The organism is Pseudomonas sp. B2021 (assembly GCF_018135665.1).
In the GTDB taxonomy this organism is placed as follows: Bacteria; Pseudomonadota; Gammaproteobacteria; order Pseudomonadales; family Pseudomonadaceae; genus Aquipseudomonas; species Aquipseudomonas lactis.
In genome coordinates, this window is the sequence record NZ_SMOF01000001.1 from 925809 (window position 1) to 948089 (window position 22281).

21 protein-coding genes are annotated in these 22281 nt (G+C 62.2%); 8 read left to right on the plus strand and 13 right to left on the minus strand.

What is annotated here, in order from left to right; translation table 11 throughout:
* Window positions 1–25: 25 nt before the first annotated feature.
* From E1K68_RS04040 to E1K68_RS04050, 3 genes are all read right to left on the minus strand, one after another.
* On the minus strand, window positions 26–1834 hold the full coding sequence (locus E1K68_RS04040; RefSeq protein ID WP_212613809.1) for a collagen-like triple helix repeat-containing protein: 1809 nt from the start codon (window positions 1832–1834) through the stop codon (window positions 26–28).
* 301 nt (window positions 1835–2135) lie between these two features.
* Window positions 2136–2984, minus strand: a complete 849-nt coding sequence (locus E1K68_RS04045; protein ID WP_212613810.1) for a MaoC/PaaZ C-terminal domain-containing protein — start codon at window positions 2982–2984, stop codon at window positions 2136–2138.
* A gap of 2 nt (window positions 2985–2986) precedes the next feature.
* Window positions 2987–4339 (minus strand): 3-oxoacyl-ACP reductase, encoded by a 1353-nt coding sequence (locus E1K68_RS04050; RefSeq protein ID WP_212613811.1) that lies wholly within the window; start codon window positions 4337–4339, stop codon window positions 2987–2989.
* A gap of 113 nt (window positions 4340–4452) precedes the next feature.
* On the opposite strand from E1K68_RS04050, the gene E1K68_RS04055 reads away from it, so the two are divergent.
* Together E1K68_RS04055 and E1K68_RS04060 are read left to right on the plus strand one after the other, a co-directional pair.
* Window positions 4453–5730, plus strand: coding sequence for an acetyl-CoA C-acetyltransferase (locus tag E1K68_RS04055; RefSeq protein WP_212613812.1), 1278 nt, complete (start codon window positions 4453–4455; stop codon window positions 5728–5730).
* Between the two features lie 134 nt (window positions 5731–5864).
* Window positions 5865–6764 carry a PA4780 family RIO1-like protein kinase gene (locus E1K68_RS04060; protein ID WP_003188241.1) on the plus strand — a complete coding sequence of 300 codons (900 nt, stop codon included), beginning with the start codon at window positions 5865–5867 and terminating at the stop codon, window positions 6762–6764.
* Between the two features lie 150 nt (window positions 6765–6914).
* On the opposite strand, the gene cueR is transcribed toward E1K68_RS04060, so the two are convergent.
* From cueR to E1K68_RS04075, 3 genes are all read right to left on the minus strand, one after another.
* Window positions 6915–7316: a Cu(I)-responsive transcriptional regulator gene (cueR, locus tag E1K68_RS04065; RefSeq protein WP_003188242.1), complete on the minus strand. Its 402-nt coding sequence runs from the start codon at window positions 7314–7316 to the stop codon at window positions 6915–6917.
* Complete coding sequence (locus E1K68_RS04070; RefSeq protein WP_094775234.1) at window positions 7313–9514, minus strand: heavy metal translocating P-type ATPase; 2202 nt, start codon at window positions 9512–9514, stop codon at window positions 7313–7315. The genes cueR and E1K68_RS04070 overlap by 4 nt, the downstream gene beginning before the upstream one ends.
* Window positions 9515–9718: 204 nt before the next feature.
* Window positions 9719–10099, minus strand: coding sequence for a hypothetical protein (locus tag E1K68_RS04075; protein WP_094775235.1), 381 nt, complete (start codon window positions 10097–10099; stop codon window positions 9719–9721).
* Window positions 10100–10246: 147 nt separating this feature from the next.
* On the opposite strand from E1K68_RS04075, the gene E1K68_RS04080 reads away from it, so the two are divergent.
* Together E1K68_RS04080 and E1K68_RS04085 are read left to right on the plus strand one after the other, a co-directional pair.
* On the plus strand, window positions 10247–10444 hold the full coding sequence (locus E1K68_RS04080; protein WP_003188247.1) for a cation transporter: 198 nt from the start codon (window positions 10247–10249) through the stop codon (window positions 10442–10444).
* A gap of 87 nt (window positions 10445–10531) precedes the next feature.
* Entirely contained in the window at window positions 10532–11725 is a 1194-nt protein-coding gene (locus E1K68_RS04085; protein ID WP_003188248.1) for a multidrug effflux MFS transporter, read from the plus strand.
* A gap of 8 nt (window positions 11726–11733) precedes the next feature.
* Here E1K68_RS04085 and E1K68_RS04090 read toward each other — a convergent pair whose 3' ends face one another.
* The 3 genes from E1K68_RS04090 to E1K68_RS04100 form a co-directional block, all read right to left on the minus strand.
* Complete coding sequence (locus tag E1K68_RS04090; RefSeq protein ID WP_003188250.1) at window positions 11734–11913, minus strand: hypothetical protein; 180 nt, start codon at window positions 11911–11913, stop codon at window positions 11734–11736.
* 146 nt (window positions 11914–12059) lie between these two features.
* Complete coding sequence (locus tag E1K68_RS04095) at window positions 12060–13073, minus strand: zinc-binding alcohol dehydrogenase family protein (protein ID WP_212613813.1); 1014 nt, start codon at window positions 13071–13073, stop codon at window positions 12060–12062.
* A gap of 138 nt (window positions 13074–13211) precedes the next feature.
* Window positions 13212–13505, minus strand: coding sequence for a putative quinol monooxygenase (locus tag E1K68_RS04100; protein WP_003188253.1), 294 nt, complete (start codon window positions 13503–13505; stop codon window positions 13212–13214).
* 117 nt (window positions 13506–13622) lie between these two features.
* On the opposite strand from E1K68_RS04100, the gene E1K68_RS04105 reads away from it, so the two are divergent.
* The 3 genes from E1K68_RS04105 to E1K68_RS04115 all read left to right on the plus strand — a co-directional run bounded on the left by E1K68_RS04105 (window position 13623) and on the right by E1K68_RS04115 (window position 16945).
* Window positions 13623–14534 (plus strand): LysR family transcriptional regulator, encoded by a 912-nt coding sequence (locus E1K68_RS04105; protein WP_003188255.1) that lies wholly within the window; start codon window positions 13623–13625, stop codon window positions 14532–14534.
* Between the two features lie 153 nt (window positions 14535–14687).
* The gene (locus E1K68_RS04110; protein ID WP_034134632.1) at window positions 14688–15374 is read left to right on the plus strand and encodes a helix-turn-helix transcriptional regulator; all 687 of its coding nucleotides are present in this window, start codon (window positions 14688–14690) and stop codon (window positions 15372–15374) included.
* Window positions 15375–15574: 200 nt separating this feature from the next.
* Window positions 15575–16945 carry an MFS transporter gene (locus tag E1K68_RS04115; RefSeq protein WP_212613814.1) on the plus strand — a complete coding sequence of 457 codons (1371 nt, stop codon included), beginning with the start codon at window positions 15575–15577 and terminating at the stop codon, window positions 16943–16945.
* Window positions 16946–17072: 127 nt separating this feature from the next.
* On the opposite strand, the gene E1K68_RS04120 is transcribed toward E1K68_RS04115, so the two are convergent.
* Complete coding sequence (locus E1K68_RS04120; protein ID WP_014716772.1) at window positions 17073–18026, minus strand: adenosine deaminase; 954 nt, start codon at window positions 18024–18026, stop codon at window positions 17073–17075.
* A 193-nt stretch (window positions 18027–18219) separates the two neighbouring features.
* Between E1K68_RS04120 and E1K68_RS04125 the strand changes: the two genes are divergently transcribed.
* Complete coding sequence (locus tag E1K68_RS04125; protein WP_003188263.1) at window positions 18220–19311, plus strand: calcium:proton antiporter; 1092 nt, start codon at window positions 18220–18222, stop codon at window positions 19309–19311.
* Between the two features lie 74 nt (window positions 19312–19385).
* Here E1K68_RS04125 and E1K68_RS04130 read toward each other — a convergent pair whose 3' ends face one another.
* The 3 genes from E1K68_RS04130 to E1K68_RS04140 form a co-directional block, all read right to left on the minus strand.
* Window positions 19386–20744, minus strand: a complete 1359-nt coding sequence (locus E1K68_RS04130; protein WP_192002931.1) for an 8-oxoguanine deaminase — start codon at window positions 20742–20744, stop codon at window positions 19386–19388.
* 210 nt (window positions 20745–20954) lie between these two features.
* On the minus strand, window positions 20955–21641 hold the full coding sequence (locus tag E1K68_RS04135) for an SDR family oxidoreductase (protein ID WP_003188266.1): 687 nt from the start codon (window positions 21639–21641) through the stop codon (window positions 20955–20957).
* 56 nt (window positions 21642–21697) lie between these two features.
* Complete coding sequence (locus E1K68_RS04140; RefSeq protein ID WP_003188267.1) at window positions 21698–22279, minus strand: YigZ family protein; 582 nt, start codon at window positions 22277–22279, stop codon at window positions 21698–21700.
* Between the last annotated feature and the right edge of the window lie 2 nt (window positions 22280–22281).

Here is a 22281-nt window from a genome sequence, read left to right on the forward strand (position 1 = left end):
GCCGTCTAATCGGCCAGGTGCATTTCTATTTGCCGGTCAGGCCGTTCAACAAACCGCCCAGACCGCCTGTGGCTGTAGTGCCGCCTGTGGTTGTGGCCGTGCCGGTTGTTGTGGCGGTAGTGCCGATATTCAGGCCGCCGAGCAAGCCACCGCTGGTGCCGCCAGTGGTGCCGCCGGTTACCAGGCCACCCACCGAGGCGACGGTGCCGCCGACCGCTGTGACGGTGGTGCCCACCGCGTTGGTGATCGGGTTGGCATTGGCTGCTGTCAGGTTGGTGCCCAAGCTGCTGACTGCGCCGCCGACTTGAGTCACCAGGCCATCGACCGGGGTACCGATACCGGTGGTGGTACCTACGTTCTGCGTCAGCGTAGTGACGCCGGTGGTCACAGGGTTCAAGGCTGCGCCGACAGCGGTGGATACAGTGGCGAGCGGTGCGGTGGCGCCAGTGTTGGCGACACCCGTGCCACCGAGAACGGTACCCACCGATGCAATGGTGCCGCCCAATGCGCCGCCGGTTACACCGGCTGCACTGACCGTGCCGTTGGTGCTGCCGGCATTCAAACCGGTGCCTACGTTGGCTACCACGCCGCCGATCAGCTCGGGTAGGCCGGCAGCTGCGGTACCGCCGGTTGGCGCGACATAACCGCCGGACGTATCGAGCGCACCACCGACGCCAGTCAGCACGCCGCCAACGACATTGGTCACAGGGTTGCTTGCACCACCCGCGGTAGTGACTTGAGTGCCCAGGCTCGCGACGGTGGTGCCAACTTTATCCAGCACACCACTGACTGGCGTGCCCAGGCCGGTTGCCGTGCCGAGGTTGCCGGTGGTGTTTTCCACCAGCGACACTACAGGCACCAACACTTGGCCGCCCAGGGTGTTGGTCAATGAACCCAGCGGGCCGGTGGTGCTGGCTGTGCTGAGGGTATCGCCGAGCATGGTCACGGCGGTACCGACTTTATCCACGACGCCACCTACTGCCGTGCCTACACCGCCTGTGAGGCCGCCCACGACAGGGACACCGCCGAGGGTTGTCGACAACGATTGGCCGGTAGTCGACAGGCCGTCGCCCAAGTCAGCGACGCCGCCGCCGACACCAGCAACCGTAATGCCCAGCGAGTTGCTGTTAGTCCCCAAAGAACCCAAGCCTGCTGTGACGCCGGTGCCGACGGTGGTGACCGCGGTGCCGACCGAGGTGACCAGGCCGCCTGCTGTGGTGCCGACGATTGGAACAGGGGTCAGGGCGCCTCCGAGATCACCCACTGCTGCGCCTACATTGCCTACGGTGGTGCCGAGGGTGCCGGCGATCTGCCCAGTGATCAGCGGGGTAGTGGTCGAACCTGTTCCGCCACCAGTCCCGCCAGTGCCACCGCCGGTTCCGCCCGTGCCGCCGCCGGTCCCGCCCGTGCCACCGCCGGTCCCGCCCGTGCCGCCGCCGGTCCCGCCCGTGCCACCGCCGGTCCCGCCAGTGCCACCGCCGGTTCCGCCCGTGCCACCGCCAGTGCCGCCGTCCGTTCCGCCAGTGCCACCGTCAGTGCCGCCAGTGCCGCCACCAGTCCCGCCTGTGCCGCCGTCAGTGCCACCAGTGCCACCGCCGGTTCCGTCCGTGCCGCCGCCCGTGCCGCCGTCAGTGCCGCCAGTGCCACCACCAGTCCCACCCGTGCCGCCGCCCGTACCGCCATCACCGCTCCCGGCGCCTGCACCCGCATCCGGCGATGACGCCGCCACGCTGGATTTATGCCCGCCACCACCGCTGCTGCAGCCGCCCAGGCTCATTGCCAGAACGAGGGCCAGCGCGGTACTTGCTTTCCAAAACACGACTTGAGTTTTCATGATTGAGTTCCTTGCACCTGGTACAACCTTGGTTGTTTCAAACCCTCGTTATTTCTTTGGATAACGATAGGTTTGTCCGTGTGGCTATCTCAGGCCAAGGCACTCTTTCACGCAATGCTCAACTTGGTATTAACGATTTATATACACCCGGCCACAGTCGGCTTAATGACTAATACCAAAGGTGTAATGGATGGATGTTGCAGGATATTTAGATGATTAAAATCAAAGTGTTGTAAATAAAGGCGGACCTCGTAAGGTCCGCTATAACTTAGGGTGTATATATACAATTAATCAGAGTTTCTCACGCAATCGGCTGCCACTTCCCCAGCATATGTTGTATATCCCCAGCGCCTTTGAGTTCCAACGCCCCGCTGGAACCGGCCGCGCTGCTCATCAATATCACTTCACTGGGCAGGCGCACCGGCTTCATGAACTCGACGTCAATTTCAATATTGGCGGCCGGCAAGTGTTCTGCCAGCGCCGCGAGGGTGCGCGCCTTGTTCCACAACCCGTGGGCGATGGCCTGGGGAAAACCGAACAGCTTGGCGGTTGGCGCACTGAGGTGGATGGGGTTGTAGTCGCCGGACACGCGGGCGTAGCGGCGGCCTATGTCAGTGGGTGCTTTCCAGCGCGTCAGTTCGGTGAGCGTGCCCTGAGTCTGCAATCCGCTGTCCGCAGCTTCGCCTTCAAGCTTCACGCCCCGACATAACATCTGGCTTTCGGCTTCCCACAGGAGCCCAAGGGCATCCTCCACAACGGTGACGATGTCAAAGGTGGCCCCCTTGGGATGGGGGCTGAGATTGCGTGCGTAAACGCCGACACTCACGTCACCCACTCCACCTAGAGGCCGATGAATACGGATGCGATTGCGCAGGTGGATCAACCCCAGCAGTGGAAACGGAAACGTCTTGTCCGTCAGCAATTGCAGTTGCAGGCCGAACGCGAGGATATGCGGATAAGTCGCCGGCAGCATCGGGCTGTCAGCAAAACCGCACACCTTGCGGTACGCCGCAACGGCGCCGGGATTGACATTCATCCGGCAGCGCAACGCACGTTCGGGCAGTGTGCTGCCGGTGATCTTGCGCTTGAGCGCCGCACGCCAATACAGCGGCAGTAGAGGTGGGGTGCTGTCCAAGGTTTGCCATTGCATGCTTACGCTCCCAGAAGACTTTGCCCACACACCCGCAGCGCCTGGCCGCTGACCGCACCGGAGCCCGGCTGGCTCAGCCAGGCGACGGCTTCGGCCACGTCCTGGGGCAAGCCACCTTGGCCCAGGGAGCTCATGCGGCGCCCGGCCTCGCGCAGGGCGAAGGGAATATGCGCGGTCATCTGGGTTTCGATAAACCCAGGCGCGACGGCGTTAATGCTGATCCCACGTTCCTTGAGCAGCGGCGCCCAGGCTTGAGCCAGGCCGATGAGCCCGGCCTTGCTCGCGGCATAGTTGGTTTGCCCACGGTTGCCGGCGATGCCACTGATGGAGGCCAGCAACACCACCCGTGCGTTGTTTTGCAGGGTGCCGCTGTCGAGCAGGGCCTTGGTCAGCACTTGCGCAGCCTTGAGGTTGACCGCCAGCACTGCGTCCCAGTATTCCGGGGTCATGTTGGCCAGGGTTTTGTCGCGGGTGATGCCGGCGTTGTGCACCAGGATGTCGAGCCCGTCTGGCAGGTGTTCGATCAGTTGGCGTGCGGCATCTTCGGCGCAGATGTCCAGCACCACCGTGCGCGCATTCAGGCGTGCGGCCAGGGCTTCGAGGTCAGCCTTGGCCTGGGGCACATCGAGCAGAATGACCTCGGCGCCGTCGCGGGCCAGGGTTTCGGCGATGGAGGCACCGATGCCTCGAGCGGCGCCGGTAACCAATGCCTTGCGCCCGGCCAGCGGGCGCGTCCAGTCTTGCACCGGGGTATCGCAAGCTGCCAGGCGAATGACCTGGCCCGAGATGTAAGCGCTCTTGGGCGAGAGGAAAAACCGCAGCGCGCCTTCCAACTGGTCTTCAGCGCCGTCGCCCACGTAGAGCAACTGCAGCACGCCACCGCTGCGCAGCTCCTTGGCCAGGGAACGGCTGAACCCTTCCAGGGCGCGCTGGGCGCTGGCGGCGAACGGATCGCTGAGGCTTTCCGGCGCCCGGCCAAGGATCACCAAGTGGGCACTGTGGTCGAGGTTTTTAAGCAGTGGTTGGAAGAATTCGCGCAGCTGCTTGAGCTGGTCGGCTTGCTGCAAACTGCTGGCGTCGAACACCACCGCCTTGAGCTTGGGGCCGTGCCCTGGAATCCACGCGGGCGCTATCGAGGCTTCGGCGCCGTAGCTGTAGACGGCGTCGGTGAGTCGGTTGGCAAACGCCAGCACCTGGGTTGCCAATGCGCCACCGCCCAGCAGCAGTGCGCCTTCGACCGGGCGCAGGCGTCCGGCTTGCCAGCGTTCCAGGCGTACCGGTGACGGCAGGCCAATGGCGGCGACCAGGCGATGGCCGAGGCTTGAGTTGGCGAAGTCGATATAACGGTCAGACATGGAACGCTCTCCGAAGGCTGGGGTTCAAAGGTTGACCACCCTGGGGTGGCAGTCGTTCGATTGAGCCTAGGCTAGGCTTGATGATTCCACCCACTACCACAAGGGAGCTTTCCATGACTCAATTGCGCCGTGTAGCGATCATTGGCGGTAACCGCATTCCTTTCGCCCGTTCCAATGGCCCCTACGCCACGGCGAGTAACCAGGCGATGCTGACCGCCGCGCTGGAGGGCCTGATCGAGCGCTACAACCTGCACGGCCTGCGCATGGGCGAGGTGGCCGCCGGCGCGGTGCTCAAGCATTCCCGTGATTTCAACCTGACGCGTGAATGCGTGCTCGGCTCGCGCCTGTCACCGCAAACCCCTGCGTACGACATCCAGCAAGCCTGCGGCACGGGGCTTGAGGCGGCGCTGCTGGTGGCCAATAAAATTGCCCTGGGCCAGATCGAATGCGGCATTGCCGGCGGGGTGGACACCACCTCGGACGCGCCGATTGGTGTGAATGAAGGGCTGCGCAAGTTGCTGCTCAAAGCCAACCGCAGTAAATCCATGGCGGACAAATTAAAGGTTCTGTTACAACTTCGTCCCCAGCACCTCAAGCCGGAGCTGCCGCGCAACGGCGAACCGCGCACGGGTTTGTCCATGGGCCAGCACTGCGAGCTGATGGCCCAGACTTGGCAGATCCCCCGCGCCGAGCAGGACCAACTGGCGTTGGAGAGCCATCAGAAGATGGCGGCGGCCTACGCCGAAGGCTGGCACAACGATTTGCTTACGCCCTTTCTCGGCCTCACCCGCGACAACAACCTACGCCCCGACCTGACCCTGGAAAAACTCGCCAGCCTCAAGCCGGCCTTCGAGCGCAGCGAAAAGGGCACGCTCACCGCGGGCAACTCCACACCGCTGACCGATGGTGCCTCTCTGGTGCTGCTGGGCAGCGAGGCGTGGGCCAAGGAGCGTGGGCTACCAATCCTGGCTTACCTGCGTGATGGCGAAGCAGCGGCGGTGGATTTTGTCCACGGCGCCGAGGGCCTGTTGATGGCGCCGGTTTATGCGGTGCCACGCTTGCTGGCGCGCAACGGCCTGACCTTGCAGGACTTTGATTACTACGAAATCCACGAAGCCTTCGCCGCCCAAGTGCTGTGCACGCTCAAGGCCTGGGAAGACGCCGACTATTGCAAGAGCCGCCTGGGCCTGGACGCGCCGCTGGGGTCGATCGACCGCAGCCGGCTCAACGTCAAGGGCAGTTCCCTGGCGGCGGGGCATCCGTTTGCCGCTACCGGTGGGCGTATCGTCGCTAACCTGGCTAAATTATTGGATGCGGCGGGCAAGGGCCGTGGGCTGATTTCCATTTGTGCCGCCGGTGGTCAAGGCGTGACGGCGATAATCGAACGCTGATTGCCGATAAAATTGGCCCATTGAATGCATTCCCAAGGGGTCAGAGGTCAGTAGCCTCTCCCCCCGGCGAGCCGATTGCCGTATAACGAGTTCCACACGCGTGTTTGGTAATACAGGACCCACAATAAAAGCTGATGAAGACTCCTAAACGCATTGAACCCCTGATCGAAGACGGTCTGGTCGACGAAGTGCTGCGCCCTCTGATGAGTGGTAAAGAAGCAGCTGTTTATGTGGTGCGCTGCGGCAATGAATTGCGTTGCGCCAAGGTTTACAAGGAGGCGAATAAACGAAGTTTTCGTCAGGCATCCGAATACCAGGAAGGCCGTAAGGTCCGTAACAGCCGCCAGGCGCGAGCCATGGCCAAGGGCTCCAAGTTCGGCAAGAAAGAAACCGAAGATGCCTGGCAGAACGCTGAAGTGGCGGCGCTGTTCCGCCTGGCCGGTGCGGGCGTTCGCGTGCCCAAGCCGTACGACTTTCTTGAAGGCGTGCTGTTGATGGAACTGGTGGCCGACGAATACGGCGATGCGGCGCCGCGTCTGAATGACGTCGTGCTGGACCCGGACCAGGCGCGCGAATACCACGCCTTCCTGATCTCCCAGATCGTGCTGATGCTGTGCACCGGCCTGGTGCACGGTGACCTGTCCGAGTTCAACGTACTGCTCACGCCTACGGGCCCGGTGATCATCGACCTGCCCCAGGCGGTGGATGCGGCGGGCAACAACCACGCCTTCAACATGCTGGAGCGCGACGTCGGCAACATGGCTTCCTACTTCGGGCGTTTTGCCCCGGAGTTGAAGAAGACCAAGTACGCCAAGGAAATGTGGGCGCTGTATGAAGCCGGCACCTTGCACCCGGCCAGTGTGTTGACCGGTGAGTTCGACGAACCGGAAGAACTGGCGGATGTGGGCGGTGTGATCCGCGAAATCGAAGCGGCGCGGCTGGACGAAGAGCGTCGCCAGGCGATTCGCGCAGCGGATGATGCGCCACCGAGCAAAGTACCGGACGAGCCACCGCCACCGCCTTGGATGCAGTAACTTACAACGGCGCGTGCCAGCTCCCACATTGATCGTTCCCACGCTCTGCGTGGGAATGCATCCCTGGACGCTCTGCGTCCTAAAGCGTGACGCGGAGCGTCGAAAGCGGCATTCCCACGCGGAGCGTGGGAACGATCATTGTGCTGTCTGTCAGGCGCAGCAGTTACCCGCTGCTAATTCCTTGAGGATCGGGCAATCGGGCCGATGATCGCCCTGGCAGTGCTCCATCAGGTCCTGCAAGGTATCGCGCAGTTGCCCCAGCTCGCGAATCTTGTGATTGAGCTCGTCGATGTGCTGGCGCGCCAAGGCTTTTACGTCGGCGCTGGCTCGCTGGCGGTCTTCCCACAGGGTCAGCAACTTGCCGACTTCTTCCAGTGAAAACCCCAGGTCCCGCGAGCGCTTGATGAACGTCAGGGTGTGCAGGTCATCGTGGCCGTACACGCGGTAGCCGCTGTCGGTGCGGTGGGCGGTTTTCAGCAGGCCAATGGATTCGTAGTAGCGAATCATCTTCGCGCTTAGCCCGCTGGTGCGGGCGGCTTGGCCGATGTTCATGGGCGTTGATCCTCCAAGTCCTTGGGTTTCCAGGTTTTCAACAACAGGGCGTTACTCACCACGCTGACGCTGGATAAGGCCATGGCGGCGCCAGCCAGTACCGGGTTGAGCAGGCCGAAGGCGGCCAGGGGAATGCCGATCAAGTTATACACAAAGGCCCAGAACAGATTCTGTCGAATTTTCGCGTAGGTCTTGCGGCTGATCTCCAGGGCGGCCGGCACCAGGCGCGGGTCGCCACGCATCAAGGTAATGCCGGCGGCGTGCATGGCTACGTCGGTGCCGCCGCCCATGGCGATGCCGATATCGGCAGCGGCCAGGGCGGGCGCATCGTTGATACCGTCGCCGACCATGGCCACCACGCCGGTTTTTTTCAGCTCGGCCACGGCAGCGGCTTTATAGGCAGGCAGTACTTCGGCATGCACATCGTCGATGCCCAAGGCCTCGGCCACCACCCGTGCACTGCCGTGGTTATCGCCGGTGATCAAGTGGCTGCTGATGTGCTGCGCCTTGAGTTGCTGCACGGCCTGCAACGCGCCGGGCTTGAGCGTGTCGCCAAAGGCAAACAGCCCCAGCACGCGGGGTTGCGCGCCTTGCTCGATCAGCCAGGACAAGGTGCGGCCTTCGGCTTCCCATTCCTTGGCACGCGGGCCTAAATCGCCTGCGTCCAGGCCGGTCTCTTCCAGCAAGCGGCGATTGCCCAGCGCCAATGGACGACCGTCGAGCGTACCTGCAATGCCGCGCCCGGTCAGGGATTGGCTGGCGCTCACATCGGCCACGTCCAAGCCTCGTTCGCGGCAAGCATCCAGCACTGCCTTGGCCAGTGGGTGCTCACTGCCGCGTTGCAAGGCGCCGGCCTGTTGCAACAACAGGGCTTCGTTGCCATCCACGGCCGCCAAGTGGGCAATGTTGGGCGCGCCGGAGGTGAGGGTGCCGGTTTTGTCGAACACCACGGCGCTCACGGCATGGGCGCGCTCCAGGGCTTCGGCGTCCTTGATCAGGATGCCGTGGCGTGCGGCGACGCCGGTGCCAGCCATGATCGCGGTCGGCGTGGCCAGGCCCAAGGCACAAGGGCAGGCGATCACCAATACGGCGACCGCATTGATGATGGCGGTTTCCAGGGAGGCGCCGTACAGCCACCAGCCCACCACGGTAATCAGCGCCAATACCAGCACGGCCGGCACGAACACCTGGCTGACTTTATCCACCAGTTTCTGAATCGGTGCCTTGGCGGCCTGGGCGTCTTCGACCAGGCGGATGATGCGCGCCAGCACGCTTTCTGCGCCCAGGGCCAGGGTGCGCACCAGCAAACGGCCTTCACCGTTGATGGCGCCACCGGTGACCGCGTCGCCGGGTTGTTTGGGCACCGGCAGGCTTTCGCCACTGATCAGCGCCTCATCGGCATGGCTCTGGCCTTCTACCACCTCACCGTCCACCGGGAAGCGTTCGCCGGGTTTGACCAGCACCAGGTCACCGTGCTTCAACGCGCTGATGGCGACGTCTTCTTCGCGGCCGTCCTGCACGCGGATCGCCCGTTCCGGACGCAAGGCTTCAAGGGCGCGGATGGCGCTGGCGGTCTGGCGCTTGGCGCGGCTTTCCAGGTATTTGCCCAGCAGTACCAAGGCGATTACCACCGCCGAGGCTTCGAAGTACAGGTGCGGCGTCACGCCTGGGGCGGCGGTGAGCCATTCATAGATACTCAGGCCGTAGCCGGCACTGGTGCCGATCGCCACCAGCAGGTCCATATTGCCGGCGCCGGCGCGCACGGCTTTCCAGGCGGCGACATAGAAGCGCGCACCCAGGATGAATTGCACTGGCGTGGCCAGGGCAAACTGTATCCAGGCGGGGAGCATCCAGTGCAGGCCGAAGGGTTCTACCAGCATCGGCAGCACCAAGGGCAACGCCAGCAGAATGCCCGCCACCAGCGACCAGCGCTCGCGGCGCAGACGCCGGGCCTGATCGGCGTCGGTGGCGGTTTCGCTTTGGGGCAGGGTGGCGGTGTAGCCGGCCTTGTCGACGGCGGCGATCAGCACGCTGGGGTCCATCTGGCCCTGTACTTCGATGTGCGCGCGTTCATTGGCCAGGTTGACGCTGACACGTTGCACGCCCGGCACCTTGCCCAGCGCGCGCTCGACCCGCCCGGCACAGCTGGCACAGGTCATGCCGCCGATGGGCAGGTCAAAGGTGGTGGATCCATTCATGGGGCAGTCCTCCAAGAGAAGTTGCCACTAGGATCAACCTTAACCTGTGGGGAAGGTCAAGCCCGATCGTTCCCACGCTCTGCGTGGGAATGCAGCCCGTGACGCTCCGCGTCACCCTGGCGTTGAAGTAGTGCCTTGTACCCGGGACGCGGAGCGTCCGATGAGGCGTTCCCACGCAGAGCGTGGGAACGATCGTGGGGTTACTCAGTATTCCAATGCCGCAGCTTTGAGGTACATGCCGTCCGGGCCCAGGGCAATGCGTAATTTGCGTACATCACCGGCTTTCAAGGTGATGTTCTGCGCAGGTGGCGCGAGTAGGCCCGGCAGACAGCCTGCAGCTTGGCCCGGCAAAAGCTTCAGGCGCAGCGACGTATCGCCGGGGGGAAGATTGAATGAAGTGGCCTGTTCCTGGAACAGACGCCCGGCGAGTTGGTCCTGGATATACAGGCCGATCTCGCAGTAGGTCGGCACTTCCAGGCGTTCGCGGGAAATAATCAGCACTGCATAATCTTCAGCAGCGAGGGCCTGGGGCGCAGCGGCAGGCAAGCTCATCAGGCCGGCAAGGGCAAAAAACAACCAGCGCATGGCGAATGCTCCGTGGTTCACAGCTAGGAAGGTTGAAGCTTGGCCGACGTCGCCGCCGAATACCAGCCCGGCAGAAATACTGAGAACTTGACCTTGCCATCATGGCAAGCTCGACACTGGGCTCAACCTCATCAAAGGAGTCATGTCATGCAAATATTCAGCGTTGAAGGAATGACCTGCGGCCATTGTGTTAAAGCGGTGACCCAGGCGGTACAGAGCCAGGATCCGGCGGCGAGTGTGGAAGTCGATTTGAAGGCCAAAGAAGTGCGGGTGGCAAGCGGTCTGTCCTCGGACAAAGTGATCGACCTGATTACCGAGGAAGGCTACAGCGCCAAGCTGGCGTGATTTTTCTGATCGTTAGCCACCTAACGTAATGTTCATGGCACCCAAGCGCGGCTAGACTGTTGAGCTGCCGACTCACTTGGGTGTCTGATGAACCTTCGCATAATCCTGATTCTGGGCGCCTTGAGCGCCTTCGCGCCGTTGGCGATCGATTTTTACCTGCCGGGCTTTCCGGCAATGGCCACGGCCTTCGCCACTGACGAAAAACATATCCAGCTGACCCTGGCCGTGTATTTCGCCGGCCTGGCCATTGGTCAATTGATCTACGGGCCGTTGGCCGACCGCTTTGGCCGGCGTGTGCCGCTGCTCAGCGGCGTCACCCTGTTTACCCTCGCGTCTTTCGCTTGTGCGTATGCGCCGTCCCTGGAATGGCTGATTGGCGCGCGCTTCGTGCAGGCCCTTGGCGGGTGTGCGGGCATGGTGATTTCCCGGGCGGTGGTCAGTGACAAATGCGATGCCGTGGGGTCGGCCAAGGTGTATTCGCAACTGATGCTGGTGACCGGCCTGGCCCCGATCCTGGCGCCATTGGCCGGTGGCCTGATGGTCGGCGTGTGGGGCTGGCAGTCGATTTTCCTGGCGTTGTCGTTGTTCAGCGTGATGGCGGCCATCGCGGTGGCGGTCGGGTTGCCGGAAACCTTCCCTGCCGATCAGCCGCGCCAGCCGTTGTCGGGCTCGTTGCGCCGCTACGGCTCGCTACTGTCAGACCGGGTGTACCTGGGCTATGCCTTGACCGGCGGTATCTCGATTGCCGGGATGTTTGCCTACATCGCCGGTTCCCCCTTCGTGTTTATCAAGCTCTACGGCGTGCCGGCCGAGCATTACGGCTGGTTGTTCGGCTCCAACGCCGCGGGCTTTATCCTGGTGGCGCAACTGAACGCACGCTTGCTGGCCAAGCGCGGCCCGGCGTTTTTGCTGTCGCGCACTGTGTGGGTGTACGTGGCGGCGGCGTTGACGCTGTTGGGGATTGCCGCGTTGCGTACCGAGGCGCTATGGCCGTTGTTGGTGCCGCTGTTTATCTGTATCGCCAGCCTGGGCTGTATTTTGCCGAATACCTCGGCCTGTGCCATGAGCGGGCAGGGCGCTCGGGCCGGCAGCGCGTCGGCGTTGCTCGGTTGCATTCAGTTCGGTGTGGCGGCAGGCGCGGCGTCGTTGGTCGGCGTGTTGCACGACGGCACGGCGATGCCGATGGCCATGGTCATCAGCCTATGCGGTGTGCTGGCGGTGACCATTGCCATGGCGACCCAGCGCCTGCAACGGGCAAGGGCCGTACAGGCGCAGGTCTGAAGTTGGTCTCAGCCAGCGGAACGTTGCTGGTTGAGAGGGAAGCGATGGGGCGCCTGGATCCGGGCTTGCAGCGTGTCGGCAAAAGCGCGGGCCTCGGCCTCACTGCGAAAGTTGATGGCCTCGCCGTCGAGACGAACTTGCCATTGGCTGCCTGGGGATTTTGCTAACGCTTTTATCAGGATTTTCATTGCTGACTTCCTCACGTAAAAGAATCGTGGCAAAGGCGGCCAATATAAACCTGAACGGGCTCATAAAGATGACAAGGATCAACTCTCGGACTAATGGTGTCGTCCATTACCTACGTAGATAACGGACGACGCTGACAGCCGTTTTTTCAGAACCCTTCCAGCACGATCTTGCCCTTGGCCTTGCCGCTTTCCAGCAGGGCGTGGGCGCGGCGCAGGTTCGCCGCATTGATCACGCCGAAGTGCTCGCCTACCGTGGTTTTCAGGATGCCGGCGTCGATCAGTTCGGCCACGCGGTTGAGCAGGTTGTGCTGCTCGATCATGTCTGGCGTCTCGAACATCGAACGGGTGTACATGAACTCCCAGTGCAGCGACAGGCTCTTGCGCTTGAGCTTGCTCACATCCAGGGCCTTGGGATCGTCGATCAACGCCAGCTTGCCTTGGGGTTGCAGCGCTTCGACCAGTTGGTCCAGGTGATGCTCGGTCTGGGTCAGGCTGGCAACGTGGGTGACATGCCCGTGCCCGGCCTGTTTCAACGCTTCGCTCAGCGGCTGGCTGTGGTCGATCACCAGGTGTGCGCCCAGGGCCTTGGCCCATGCCTGGGTCTCGGGGCGTGAGGCGGTGCCGATGACCTTCAGCGCCGTGAGCTGGTTAGCCAGTTGAGTCAGGATCGACCCCACACCACCGGCAGCGCCGACGATCAGCAGGCTCTGGCCTTGATCGTCTTTGCCTTCAGGCACCTGCAAACGTTCGAACAACAGCTCCCACGCGGTGATGGCGGTCAGCGGCAATGCGGCCGCTTCGGCAAACCCCAGGCTCTTGGGCATATGGCCGACGATGCGTTCATCCACGGTGTGCAGTTCGCTGTTGCCGCCTGGGCGTACCAGGGAACCGGCGTAGTACACCTTGTCGCCGGCCTTGAACAACGTCACGTCACTGCCGACCGCCTTGACCACACCCGCCACGTCCCAACCCAGCACTTTGGCGGCGCCATTTTCCGGGGCGACGTTCTGGCGCACTTTGGTGTCCACCGGGTTGACCGAGATGGCTTTGACTTCCACCAACAGGTCACGGGGGCCGGCCTCGGGGGCTGGTAGTTCGATGTCTTGCAGGGATTTTGGATCGTTGATCGGCAGTGAGGCGTAGTAGGCGATGGCTTTCATGATGACTCCAAGTGAATACGGTCAAGGTAGGAGCGAGCTTGCTCGCGAAAAGCGTTAACGATGACGCGGTGTTTCTGGTTTAACGCGTCGGTCTTTAGGTTTTCGCGAGCAAGCTCGCTCCTACAGAAAAAAGTGGGATCAGGCGAGAAATTTCAGGCGCTTGAGTTCGAAGTGTTCGATCACATCGGCGGCCTTGGCGCGAAAGCTCTGGATATGCGCGCTCTGGTCGTGGTCGGCCAGCGCCGCGTCATCGCTCCAGCGCTCGAGCATGTAGAAGGTCTCGGGGTGTTGCAGGTCCTGGTGCAGGTCGTACTGCTCGCAACCGGCTTCCAGGCGGGTCGGTTCCAGCAGGCCGCGCAGCAGGGTTTCCAGGGTGGCGTGCTGGCCGGGTTTGGCGATCAGCGTGGCGATGACATTAAAAGCGGTGGACATAGTCGACTCCTGGCACGGGCTAACGGGATGGGCAGATGATTGGCTATTTCCCACGCCGATAAAAGCGGCTAAAACAGCAGGCTGTTTCAACCAAATATTGATAATGGACAGGAATGCATGCTGCGTTTTGATGATTTACAGTTGTTTGTGCGGGCGGCGGACTTGGGCAGCCTGTCGGCCGCGGCGCGGGTCATGGACCTGTCGCCGGCGGTGGCCAGCGCCGCGCTCAAGCGGATCGAACAGCAACTGGGTACGCGCTTGCTGGCACGTTCCACCCGCAGCCTGCGCCTGACGGCCGAAGGCGAGGGCTTCCTGGAGTATGCGCGGGCGTCACTGAGCGCGCTGGATGAAGGGCGGCGCCTATTGGCCAGTGGCCAGGATCACGTCAGTGGTGTGCTGCAATTGTCCGCACCCTCGGATTTTGGTCGCAACCAACTGTTGCCGTGGCTGGATGCGTTCCAGCAGGAGCATCCGCAACTGAACGTGCGCCTGTTGCTTGGTGATCGCATCGCCGACCTGTTCCGCCAGCCCGTGGACATTGCCCTGCGCTACGGCGAACCCGAAGACTCCAGCCTGATTGCGCTGCCCATCGCCCCGGACAATATTCGCGTGCTCTGCGCTGCGCCCAGTTACCTCGCCCGGCATGGCGAGCCGCGGCATCTGGAACAATTGGCCCAGCACAATTGCCTGCTGTACATGCTCGGCAGCCGCGTCCACGACCACTGGGGTTTTTACGATGGCAAGCGCCACGTAAGCCTGACGGTCAGCGGCGATCGCTTCAGCGATGACGCTGATGTGGTGCGCCGCTGGGCGGTGGCGGGCATGGGCATCGCCTACAAGTCGTGGCTGGATGTGAGCACCGATGTGTTGGCCGGGCGCTTGCGTTTGATCCTGCCGGAACTGCAGGGCGAGCGCACCCCGCTCAACTTGCTGTGCGCCCACCGTGCGCAATTGAGTAAACCCATCAATCTGCTGCGGGACATGCTCGTGTCCCGTTGTGCGACATTGACCGCGCAGCGACCGGGGTGAATGGGTTCTCGGCAATAGCCTGCGCCACGCTCGGAAGTTTCACTCATATCCTGTCCTGATCTGCATTGTCAGACGCCGCGGAGCCTATGGCCTGCGCACCTATACTTGGGCGTCAACCGCAGCAGAAAAAATGGTTTAACAGGGAGTGAATACATGGGAGCAGCACCTTGCATCAGTCAGATCGCCAGCTTGCTCGCCGAGCCTAAACGCACGGCCATGCTCTGGGCCTTGATGGACGGTTCGGCGAAGTCTTCAGAAGAACTGGCGGCTCTGGCCGAGTTGTCGCCAGCGTCAGCCAATGCGCATTTGGCGCGGCTGACCGGCAGCGGCCTGTTGCGGATCGAAGCGCGGCGGGGCCAGCGCCTGTTTCGGGTAGCGGCCGCCGATGTCAGTGCCGCCATCGACGCGTTGGCCAGCACCACCATGGCCAGCGCGGCCCGCAGCACTCCGGATGTGTTGCCGCCGGCGCTGCGGGCACCGCCGTTGCTGCGCCGCGCCCGCTGGTGCCACGGCCACCTCGGCGGCGAGCTGGCGGCGCAGCTGTATCAACGGATGCTGGAGGCCGGATGGATCGAGCGCCATGAGCCGCGTACCGAAGTGACGCCCAAGGGTGTGCAGGCGTTGGCGGAACTGGGCATTTTCACTCAGGCACTGGCAACGCCGCTGGCCTGCGACTGCTTCGACTGGAGCCAGCAACAACCCCACCTGGGCGGTGCGTTGGGGGCGGGCTTGATGCAGCTGTTTTTGCAGGCGAACTGGATCAGCGTGATCAACGAATCTCGGGCCTTGTCTGTCACTGATGTAGGGCTTGAGCACATAACCCGCATCGCCAAACTGTAGGAGCGAGCGTGCTCGCGAAAAACGTGAGTGCGCCGCGTTTTATGCAGATGCCCCGCGTTATCGTTGACGATCTTCGCGAGCGAGCTCGCTCCTACAGGAGTTGGCGTCGTTCTCAGGTGTTGTCAGGTCGCATCCAGCAATAGCCGGCGCAAACGATGTCGCACACTCGTAAGGGGGATTTTTCATACGAGGGGTGCAGCATGGGTAGGCAGGGTTATAGCGCGGCGGAACGCCTGGAACGGTTGCCCATCAGCGGTTACCACCGAATCATTTTCATCATCATCGCCCTGGCGTTTTTTTTCGACTCCATGGACCTGGCGATGATGACCTTCCTGTTGGGCTCGATCAAAACCGAGTTTGGCCTGAGCACGGCCCAGGCCGGGTTGCTGGCCAGTTCGAGTTTTTTCGGCATGGTGGTGGGCGCTTCGCTGTCCGGGATGCTTGCTGATCGCTTTGGGCGTAAACCGGTGTTCCAGTGGAGCATCGTACTCTGGGGCCTGGCGAGCTACTTGTGCTCCACGGCGCAAACGGTGGAGACGCTGACGTTGTTTCGGATTTTGCTGGGCATTGGCATGGGCATGGAGTTTCCCATTGCCCAGTCGATGCTGTCGGAGCTGATACCGGCCAAGCGACGTGGACGTTACATCGCCTTGATGGATGGTTTCTGGCCATTGGGTTTTGTGGCGGCGGGCGTGTTGTCTTACTTCTTGTTGCCGGTGATTGGCTGGCGCGACATCTTCCTGGTGTTGGCGATACCGGCGGTGTTTGTGCTGGCCATCCGTTTCTTTATCCCGGAGTCGCCGCGTTGGCTGGAACAGGCGGGGCGCCATGAGGCGGCGAACAAGGTCTTGCTGGGTATCGAGCAGAAGGTGCGCGATTCCCTGGGCCGCGCCGACTTGCCGGAGCCGATTGCCCTGCCACGGGTGGAGAGTGCACCGGGGACGTTTTTCTCCGCGTTCCAGCAGCTGTGGTCGGCGCAATACCGCCAGCGCACGATGATGATCTGGAGTGTGTGGTTCTTCGCCCTGCTTGGGTTCTACGGGCTGACGTCGTGGTTGAGTGCGTTGTTGCAGCAATCGGGTTTTGCCGTGACCCAGTCGGTGTATTACACGGTGATCATTTCCCTGGGCGGAATTCCAGGCTTTTTGATGGCCGCGTGGTTGGTCGAGCGCTGGGGACGCAAGCCCGTGTGCGTGGTCACCTTATTGGGCGGCGGGGTGATGGCGTTCCTGTATGGGCAGAGCGCAGTGTTTGGCGGCAACGTGGGCCTGCTGATCACCTCGGGGTTGTTGATGCAGTTCTTCCTGTTTGGCATGTGGGCGGTGCTGTACACCTACACACCGGAGTTGTATCCCACCTCGGCACGTGCGACCGGCTCGGGGTTTGCGTCGGCGATTGGGCGGGTTGGCTCGTTGCTGGGGCCGTTGGTGACCGGGTTGGTGTTCCCGATAACCGGGCAGGGCGGGGTATTTGCCTTGGGCGCGCTGTGCTTTGCGGTGGCGGCGCTGGTGGTGTGGCTGTTTGGGATGGAGACCAAGGGCAAGACCCTGGAAGAACTCACACAGGCTTGAAGCTGATGGGGTCAATGTGGGAGCCGGGCTTGCCCGCGATAGCGGTAGGTCAGGTAATAAGAGGCTGGCTGATACACCGCTATCGCAGGCAAGCCAGCTCCCACAGTTTGAGTCCAGGTCTATTCAGTTATGGCTTCACGAGCCGCGCATCCAGGCTGTTCTGTGCCAGGCGTTTGGCCTGGTCCTGGGTCATGCCCAGGCTGGTGTGCAGCGCATGGAAGTTCTCGGTGACGTAACCGCCGAAGTACGCCGGGTCATCCGAGTTCACTGTAACCTTCACGCCACGTTCGAGCATGTCGAGGATGTTGTGCTGGGCCATGTCGTCGAACACGCAGAGCTTGGTGTTGGACAGCGGGCACACGGTCAACGGGATCTGCTCGTCGATGATGCGCTGCATCAAGCGCTCATCTTCGATGGCGCGCACGCCATGGTCGATGCGCTGGATTTTCAGCAGGTCGATGGCTTCCCAGATGTACTCGGGCGGGCCTTCTTCACCGGCGTGGGCCACGGTCAAAAAGCCTTCGTGACGGGCACGGTCGAACACGCGCTGGAACTTGCTCGGTGGGTGGCCCATTTCCGAACTGTCCAGGCCCACGGCCACGAACGCGTCACGGAACGGCAGCGCCTGGTCGAGGGTTTTCTGCGCTTCGTCTTCGCTCAGGTGGCGCAGGAAGCTGAGGATCAAACCGCTGGTGATGCCCAGTTGCTGCTCGCCGTCTTTGAGTGCAGCGGCGATGCCGTTGAGCACCACTTCGAACGGCACGCCACGGTCGGTGTGGGTTTGCGGGTCGAAGAAGGGTTCGGTGTGGATCACGTTCTGGGCTTTGCAGCGCAGCAGGTAGGCCCAGGTCAGGTCGTAGAAGTCCTGGGATGTGCGCAGTACATCGGCGCCCTTGTAATACAGGTCGAGAAACTCTTGCAGGTTGTTGAAGGCGTAGGCCTTGCGCAGGGTTTCGACGTCGTTCCATGGCAGCGCAATCTTGTTGCGCTCGGCCAGGGCGAACAGCAGCTCAGGCTCCAGCGAGCCTTCCAGGTGCAGGTGCAATTCAGCCTTGGGCAGGGCGTTGAGCCAATCGTACATTTTTAAAATCTCATCAGGTGCAATGGCGGCATTCTACAGGCCATGGCTGAAATAATCGGCAAAACCTGACCAGCAGGAGAGTATTTCTGTCACTCACGCAAGGGCGGCCTGAACTAAGGTGTAACGAAACGTTAGCGGCTCGGCGCAGTCTGTACCCCATCAAAGACTGATTTGTTGTACGAAAAGGCCCGGAATGCTCACATCCCTCAAGCAAGAAAAATTCATGCTGCTGGCGCTGATTGCCGCCATCGCCGCCTACCCGCTGGAACACTGGATGCTCCACAGCGGCCAACTGGTTGCGCTGCTGGCCGGCTTTGCGCTGATCGCGTTTATCGTGATGGCATCGATGCGCGTGGCCCATCACGCCGAGCAGTTGGCGGAAAAAGTCGGCGACCCCTACGGCACCATGATCCTGACCCTCGCCGCCGTATTGGTGGAAGTGGTGATCCTGGCGATCATGATGAGCAACGAGCCATCCCCCACTTTGGTGCGCGACACCATTTACTCGGCGGTGATGCTGGATATCAACGGCATCCTCGGCCTGGCTGCGCTGATGGGCGGTATCAAGCATGGCGAACAGTCCTACAACGATGACTCGGCGCGCACCTACAGCGTGATGATCCTTACCGCCATGGGTGTGTCGATGGTGGTGCCGGAATTTATCCCCGAAGCCGACTGGAAAATTTACTCGGCCTTCACCATTGGCGCGATGGTGGTGCTTTACACCTTGTTTTTGCGCATGCAGGTGGGGCCGCACAGTTATTTCTTCAGCTACAGCTACCCGGAAAAACGCCGCAAGAAACAGCCTGAAGACGAGCACGCGCCGTCTGTCAGCCTGACGTTTTCCATTGCGACCCTGGTGTTTGGGGTGATCGTGATTGGCGCGTTGGCCGAGGTGATGTCAAAGACCCTCGACCTGGGCCTGGAAGGCACAGGCGCACCGCCGGTGATTACCGCGATTGTGGTGGCGGCTATTTCGGCCGCGCCGGAAATCCTCACGGCACTGCGCGCCGCGTTGGCCAACCGCATGCAGTCGGTGGTCAACATCGCGCTGGGGGCTTCGTTGTCTACGGTGATTCTGACGGTGCCGGTGATGGAAGCCATGGCGCTCTATACCGGGCAGCCGTTCCAGATGGCGATGACGCCGGTGCAAACGGTGATGGTGTTTATCACCCTGATCGTCAGCGCGATCAACCTCAACGATGGTGAAACCAATGCGATAGAAGGGATGACGCATTTTGTGTTGTTTGCGACTTTTATCATGCTGTCGCTGTTGGGGCTTTAACCCGATTTGAAAGGTGCCGCAGTTCCAAGGTGGGAGCGGGCTTGCTCGCTCCCACATTTTGGTTGGCGCCTGGCTTAGGTGCCCGCGATCAACTGCCGCGCCGCCTGGCTGTGATCGGCGATCAAGCCCTTGAGGTCAAGGCCTTCGACTTGGCCGTTGATCACCCGCCACTTGCCACCAATCATCACTCGGTCTGCCCGGTCCGCGCCGCACAGCAGCAGCGCGGAAATGGGGGCATGGCTGCCGGAGAAGCGCAGTTCATCGAGTTTGAACAGTGCCAGGTCCGCCTGCTTGCCGACGGCCAACTCGCCAATGTCCGTGCGCCCCAGCAACTGTGCCGAGCCCTTGGTGGCCCAGCCCAATACGCCTTCGGGGGTGATCTTTTCCGCGCCATAACGTAGGCGCTGGATGTACAGGGCCTGACGCGCTTCAAGGATCATGTTCGAGGCGTCGTTGGAGGCCGAGCCGTCCACACCCAAGCCGATGGGGGCGCCGGCGGCAAGCAGGTCCAGGGTAGGGCAGATGCCGGAGGCCAGGCGCATATTCGAGCTTGGGCAATGGCAGATGCCGGTGCCGGCGGCGCCCAGGCGCTCGATTTCGTCCGGGTTGAAGTGAATGCCGTGGGCCAGCCAGGTGCGCGGGCCAAGCCAGCCGACGCTGTCGAGGTAATCCACGGTACGCAGCCCGAAGCGTTGCAGGCAGAAATCTTCCTCATCGAGGGTTTCCGCCAAGTGGGTGTGCAGGCGCACGTCCAACTGGTTGGCCAGCTCGGCACTGGCTTGCATGATTTCGGGGGTGACGGAAAACGGCGAGCACGGCGCCAGGGCGATCTGGATCTGCGCGCCGTCACCGCGCTGGTGATATTCGCGGATCAGGCGCTGGCTGTCGTCGAGGATCACTTGGCCTTGCTGCACGGTTTGCTGCGGCGGCAGGCCGCCATCGGCTTCGCCCAGGCTCATGGAACCGCGGGTGAGCATGGCGCGCATGCCCAGTTCGCGCACGGTCTCGACCTGCACATCAATGGCGTTTTCCAAACCATCGGGGAACAGGTAGTGGTGATCGGCCGCCGTGGTGCAGCCCGAGAGCAGCAGTTCAGCCAAGGCGACTTTGCTGGCCAGGGCGAGTTTTTCCGGCGTGAGCCGCGCCCATACCGGGTACAGGGTTTTCAGCCAGGGAAACAGCGGCTGGTTGACCACCGGGCCCCAGGCGCGGGTCAGGGTTTGATAGAAGTGGTGGTGTGTATTGATCAGCCCAGGCAGCACCACATGCTCGCGGGCATCGAACACCTGCGCGCAGGGTTGTGCAGGCGCTTGCCCTTGGGCCAGCACTTCGGTGATGACACCGTCTTGCAGCACCAGGCCGCCACGGGCATCGAGGCCATTGGCAGTGAAAATCGCGAGGGGGTTTTTTAACCAGATACGGGTCGCAGGCATTGGCCGGCTCCTCTGAATGATGGGTTCAGGTTTGCCAGCTCAGTGTTGCCCTGTCTGCTGATCCAGGGTCGCCGGGAAGGGCGAGGTGGGCAGTTTACCTCTGTGGGAGCGAGCTTGCTCGCGAAAATCGTCAACGATGACGCGGGCAGTCTGGTTTAACGCGTTGCCTGGGCGTTCTTCGCGAGCAAGCTCGCTCCTACAGTTTGGGGATTACCAGGCGATGGTGTCGCCTTTGTAGTCGACGAAGTGGTGGCCGCCTTTGCCGGTGTAGGCATTTACCTGGTCCACCAGGCCGCGCACGCTGGTCTCGACGTCGATGTGGGCGTTTTCGCCGCCCATGTCGGTCTTCACCCAGCCCGGATGCAGCGACAGCACCGTCGGCTTGGGCTCGCCCAGTTGCGTGATAAAGCTATTGGTCATCGAATTGAGCGCGGCTTTGCTGGCCTTGTACAGCGCCAGGTCCGAGCCGTCGGGAATGGTCACGCTGCCCAGTACCGAACTCATGAAGGCCAGCACGCCGGTGTCTTTGCGGATCTGCCCGACAAAACGCTGGGCCAGGTTGATCGGCGCCACGGCGTTGGTGAAGAACAACTGGCCGACTTCCGCCAGGGTCGCGTGGCCGGGTTCCTGGTTGGCCGGGCCCTTGACGCCGGCGTTGACGAACAGCAGGTCGAAGGTACGATCTTTCAGGCGTTGGGCCAGGGCGATCACGGCTTGCTGATCGTCCATATCCAACTTCTCGATCTGCACCGGCCCCACGGCTTTCAGGGCATCGGCCTTGTTCGGGTCGCGCACGGTCGCGGTCACGTCCCAGCCGTCCTGGAGCAGTTGCTTGACCAGGCCAAGGCCCAGCCCGCGCGAGGCGCCGATGATCAGTGCGGTTTTTGGCGTAGACATGAAAGGCTTCCTTTGAAATCGCGGTTCAGGGAGTTCAGCGCATAACAGTAGCAGTTTCAGCGTTCGAGCAGGATGCGCCCACGGCTCAGGTCGGCGAGCTGGGTTTGCAGGGTGTCGATGTGCGCCTCCCCCAGGGCGAGCTGCAGCTCTACGCCGTTGGCGGTGAAGGTTTCTTCCACCACAAGCCCGCCGAGTTCAGCGACACGCAGCTTCACCAGGTTCAGTTCAGAGAACCCGCAGGCGCAACGCAGGGGGACGCGGCTGATCAGCTCGATGCGTTCGGCATTCTGCAGGCATTTATTGGCCCCGCCGCCATAGGCCCGGGCCAATCCACCCGTGCCCAGTTGAATGCCGCCGTACCAGCGGATCACCAAGACGGTCACCTGATCAAAGCCCTGGGCCTCGATGGCCGCAAGAATCGGGCGCCCGGCGGTGCCTCCGGGTTCGCCGTCATCGCTGCTGCGGTATTGATCGCCCAGCTTCCAGGCCCAGCAGTTGTGCGTGGCGTTGAGGTCGCTGTGCTGCTCGAAAAACGCCTGGGCGTCTTGCGGGCTGGTAATCGGCGCCGCCAAGGTGATAAAGCGACTTTTGCGTATTTCTTCACGAAACTCGCAAAAGCCGGTGAGCGTAAAAGACATAA